The sequence below is a fragment of the Synechococcus sp. OH2 genome, assembly GCF_047462155.1.
Classification (GTDB): Bacteria; Cyanobacteriota; Cyanobacteriia; order Thermostichales; family Thermostichaceae; genus Thermostichus.
On the sequence record NZ_JANSIR010000069.1, the window covers coordinates 5068 to 9757 of the forward strand.

Below are 4690 nucleotides of genomic sequence, written 5' to 3' on the forward strand. Positions count from 1 at the left end.
GCGAATCTGTCCTTGGGTGGGCTCCAGCAGCCGGTTCACCATCTTCAGAAGGGTGGTTTTGCCGCAGCCGGAAGGGCCGAGGATGACCACCAACTGGCCTGAGGCCACAGAAAAACTGCACTCCTCCACAGCCGGACGGGAACTGTGGGGGAAGCGCAGCGATACCCGCTCGAATTCAAGGGTGCTCACGCCGGGGCCTCGGGCAACGGCTATTCCTTCAAAATACCGGCCTCCACCAAGAAGGATCTCGCCACCTCTGCCGGCTCCTTGCGCTTGCCGCTCACCTCGTAGTTCAGCCGCTGCATCACCTCGTCCGTCAGCAACGGAGCAAGGGCGTTCAAAGTAGTGGCGATGCCGGGGTTGGCCTCCAGGGTATCTTTGCGCACCACCGGCGCCACCTGGTAAGGGGGGAAAAGCTGCTTGTCGTCCTTGAGCACCACCAGGTCAAAGGCGGCAATTTCCCCGTCAGTGCCAAAGGCCACCGCCACATCCGCCTCCCCATTGACCAAGCCCTGGTAGCGCAGGCCGGGATCCACCGCCTTGTAGGCTTTGAGGCGAAAGTTGCCGTAGACCGCTCGCAGTCCCGGCAGGCCGTCTTCGCGGGCTTGAAACTCCGGCGGCCCGATCATCACCAGCTCGCCTGCTCTGGCCACCATGTCTGAGAGGGTAGTGATGCCCAGCTCCGCCGCTCTGGCGCGGGTCATGGCCAGGGCCTGGGTGTTGTTCATGGGGGCCGGATCCAGCCAAACCAATTGGAACTGGCGCTCGTACTCGCGGGCCACCGTCGCGTATACCTGGGCCGGGTCACTGCTGCTGGGCAGCTTGAGCACCGTCAGCAGGCCGGTGCCAGTGTACTCCGGGTAGAGATCGATCTCGCCGCTCAGCAGGCCGGCATGGGCCACCGGCGTTCCCCCCAGGTTGAGCTTGCGCTCCACCGCCAACCCCGCCGCCTCCAGAGCCAAGGCGTACATTTCCCCCAAGATAAACTGCTCGGTGAAGTCCTTAGAGCCGACCACAATCGGTTTGGCAAGGCCCGCTTGAGGGGCAAGAACAAGGGCGGCCAGCCCCGAGAGGGCCAGCAGAGCCAGGCGACGAGTGGTTTTGAGCATGGCAAAAGGGATCCCCAACTCGAGACAAGCGGCCCTGCCGAGAGGGTTCCGGCCTGGGCCAGGAAGTTGCGACTGCTAAGCCACCATTAAACCATTATTGTCCCCGATCCGTAACTGCAAGAGCGACAGCGGCACTACCGGCATTGCCCCGCCCCAGAGCCTCAACCCCATCCCATTAGCCTCTGCCGGGGGCCGGGAACGATCCGGTGACGGCCCGGATCTTCTGCCGCCGCCCAGCTCGCTCGATCTCCAGCTCCAGGGTGCTGCCCACCTCGGTGCGCTCCACCTCCTGTTGCACTTGGTCGGCGGTGGTGACGGCGCGGCCATTGATGGCAAGAATGATGTCTCCGGCGCGCAGGCCCGCCCGCTCTGCCGGGGATCCCTGGATCACCTCGCCGATGAGCACCCCCTGATCCACCGTCACGAAAATGCGGCTGTTGGGATCCTGATTGAGCCGTTCCTTCAGGTCGGGGGTGAGGGTGAGCATACGGATGCCCAGGTAGGGGTGATCCACCTTGCCGCGGGCGATCAACTGGTTGGCCACCCGCTGAGCTGTCTCGATGGGAATGGCAAAGCCCAGCCCTTGCGCCCCTTGGATGATAGCCGTGTTCACCCCGATCACCTCCCCTTGAGCATTGAGCAGGGGGCCGCCTGAGTTGCCGGGGTTGATGGCCGCATCCGTCTGGATAAAAGACACCCGCTTGTCGGGCACGCGGATCTCGCCGCTGGAGCGGCCCAAAGCGCTGATGATCCCAGCGGTTACGGTGTTGTCCAGCCCCAGGGGGTTGCCGATGGCAATGGCCCACTGGCCCGGCTCCAGCAGTTCGGAGCGGCCCAGCTTCACCGTCGGCAGGTTCTGGGCCTCGATCTTCACCACCGCAATGTCCGTCACCGGATCGGTGCCAATTACTTTGCCGTCAAAGCTGCGGGTATCCTTGAGCGTCACCGTCACCTTGTCGGATCCCTCGACCACATGGGCGTTGGTGATGATCTGGCCGTCCGGGCTGATGATAAAGCCGGAGCCAGTGCCCTGTTGCCGCCGTTGGCGGGGGATGGAAGGGATCGCTTGGCCAAAGAAATCCCGGAAGAAGGGATCGCTAAAGAACTCCTCTGGAAAAGCGCCCGGAACGCGCACCGTCCGCTCGGAGTCGATGCGCACCACCGCCGGCCCCACCTTTTGCGCCACCTCGGCGATAAAATTCAGGTTCAGTTGGGGCGGGGTTGCCGTCGTTTGCGCAGATACTCCGTTGCTTCCCATGAGAGCTGCTCCTAGCCCAATGCCCAAGAGCACCAGCAGCAGCGGCGAGAGAAGAGACTTAAGAACGGCCAAAGGCTCAAAAAAGGAACGAACTCCGTCCTGCTGATGCAAACGGGCAGGTTGAGCAGAAGCTTCTGAACTGGGAGAAGGTTGGCCCGGCATGGATGTGCTGCGCTTCATAGCTACCTGAGTCAAGGAAGAGAAGAGCTGGGAGCGCAGAAATACCTTGGCCCCCTGCGAAACCTAGGGCCTAATCTAGCATGGACAGCAGGGATCCCAAGGCGGCAGCCGCGGCGCTTTTCCGTACTTCCATCTGGGTTGAAGAGCAGCGGAATCTGCTTGCCTGGAGTAGCCACCCTATATCCAACTGGCTTTGATGGGGATAGAAGGCCAGACAGGGCTGTTGTCCCCAGCTTTGGCCGGCTTACAGCTAACGTAGAAGTGGTAGATCGGGGGTAAGACCATGACCAACCCAGCCCGTCGTCTGTTGGCTCCTCTACTCGCCGGTTTTCTCTGGCTACCGGCAGCCACCCCGGTTTTGGCGCAAAGGGATCCCTTGCCGCCACCGCCCCCCGGCCAGGGATGGCGCCCGGTGAACCCCCTTCCCCCTGATGAGCCAAGCCAGCCCTTTCAACTGCAAACCACCTTGCTGTTGCGCTCTGGGGATCTCATCCAAGCCGTGCATCGCTCTCCGGAAGCCCTCTTGATTGCCCCTGGCGAAACCCGCGCCGTCAGCCTTAGCCTGGAGACTCCCCTGCGGGATATCTACGGCAACATGGTCGTGCCGGCGGGAGCTATCCTAGAAGGCCAATTCCAGCCGGTGAGCGGCGGCACCCAGTTTGTCTCGCGGGCCTTGATCTTCAACGGCCAATCCTATCCTCTCTACGCCCAAAGCCAGGTAATCCCGCTGCGCAAGGATCCCCGCCACACTTCTGCAGAGGCAGTTGTGCAGGATGCCCTGATCGGGGCGGCGGCAGGGGCGATCTTGGGCGGCCTGTTCGGCGACCGGGTGATCTCGACGGAGAAGGTGCTAGGTGGAGCGGCAGCGGGGGCCGTGATCGGCAATGTGACGGCGCCGGAGGTGGCGGTGATCGATCCCAACGCCAACTTGACCCTGACGGTCACTCAGGACTTTCAGCCCTATCTGCCCTAGCGACACCTGAAAAGCGCAACTTAACTTTAACTCCCTAGCGCCGATCGCCATCCCTTGCCACACTGCCCGCCCTCAAGCTATTGCCCACTCCGCAAAGCTAAGCAGGGGTGGGTTGCTCTGCGGCCACCTGGGGCTATTCCAGCTGGCCCAGCAGGGACTGTTTTACGCTTATTGACAAACGTCCCCCTTGCCGGACAGCCGCTGCAGGAGTTGACGGGAAGGGAGCGCTCCTTTCCTGGGAGGCATTTTAAGAAGTGTGAAGATCTGAGATGGCAGACGGCAAGCATGTCGGAAAATAGCTTGCGGGTATGCTCGTCATACTCTTTAAAAAATTGACTTGAGGATGGATGTCCATGAGTGTTGTCACGAAATCGATTGTGAATGCGGATGCAGAGGCCCGCTACCTCAGCCCGGGGGAGCTGGATCGGATCAAGTCCTTTGTTACCTCCGGCGAGAAGCGGCTGCGCATCGCTCAAGTCTTGACTGAGTCTCGCGAGCGCATCGTCAAACAAGCTGCCGATCAACTCTTCCAGAAGCGTCCTGACATCGTCTCCCCAGGTGGCAATGCTTACGGAGAGGAGATGACGGCAACTTGCCTGCGGGACATGGACTACTACCTGCGCCTGATCACCTACGGGATCGTTGCCGGCGATGTCACCCCGATTGAGGAGATTGGCTTGGTGGGGGTGCGGGAGATGTACAACTCTTTGGGCACGCCTATTCCGGCGGTGGCCGAGAGCATTCGCCAAATGAAGCAGGTGGCCATGGGCCTGTTGTCTCCTGAGGACGCGGCTGAGGCCGGTTACTACTTTGACTTTGTGGTGGGGGCAATGAGCTAATCCCTACATTGTTCTAACCGCGCAACTGTTTAACGTTCACCGATTTGGATTTAGGAAGCTCATCATGCAAGACGCGATTACTGCTGTGATCAATAGCTACGACGTCCAAGGCAAGTATCTCGACAGCTCGGCCATGGACAAGTTGAAGGCTTTCTTCGCCACGGGCGAGCTGCGGGTGCGAGCGGCTGCTACAATCGCGGCCAACGCCTCCACCATTGTTAAAGATGCGGCGGCCAAGGCGTTGCTCTACTCCGACCTCACCCGTCCCGGTGGTAACATGTACACCACCCGTCGCTATGCCGCTTGCATCCGCGACATGGACTACTACCTG

General features: G+C 61.2%; 5 protein-coding genes and 1 pseudogene. 3 read left to right on the plus strand and 3 right to left on the minus strand.

Annotated elements, in window-relative coordinates; genetic code table 11:
- The 3 genes from NW835_RS05880 to NW835_RS05890 form a co-directional block, all read right to left on the minus strand.
- On the minus strand, positions 1 to 189 hold a 189-nt coding region (locus NW835_RS05880), incomplete at its 3' end, for an ATP-binding cassette domain-containing protein (protein ID WP_414414779.1).
- 20 nt (positions 190 to 209) lie between these two features.
- Positions 210 to 1109: a glycine betaine ABC transporter substrate-binding protein gene (locus NW835_RS05885; protein ID WP_414414780.1), complete on the minus strand. Its 900-nt coding sequence runs from the start codon at positions 1107 to 1109 to the stop codon at positions 210 to 212.
- Between the two features lie 175 nt (positions 1110 to 1284).
- Positions 1285 to 2529, minus strand: a complete 1245-nt coding sequence (locus NW835_RS05890) for an HhoA/HhoB/HtrA family serine endopeptidase (RefSeq protein WP_414334376.1) — start codon at positions 2527 to 2529, stop codon at positions 1285 to 1287.
- 301 nt (positions 2530 to 2830) lie between these two features.
- Between NW835_RS05890 and NW835_RS05895 the strand changes: the two genes are divergently transcribed.
- The 3 genes and pseudogenes from NW835_RS05895 to NW835_RS05905 all read left to right on the plus strand — a co-directional run.
- Positions 2831 to 3520 carry a hypothetical protein gene (locus tag NW835_RS05895; protein WP_414337860.1) on the plus strand — a complete coding sequence of 230 codons (690 nt, stop codon included), beginning with the start codon at positions 2831 to 2833 and terminating at the stop codon, positions 3518 to 3520.
- 353 nt (positions 3521 to 3873) lie between these two features.
- Entirely contained in the window at positions 3874 to 4359 is a 486-nt protein-coding gene (gene apcA / locus NW835_RS05900) for an allophycocyanin subunit alpha (RefSeq protein ID WP_011431038.1), read from the plus strand.
- 64 nt (positions 4360 to 4423) lie between these two features.
- Positions 4424 to 4690 (plus strand): annotated as a pseudogene (locus NW835_RS05905) (allophycocyanin subunit beta); the annotation flags it as partial.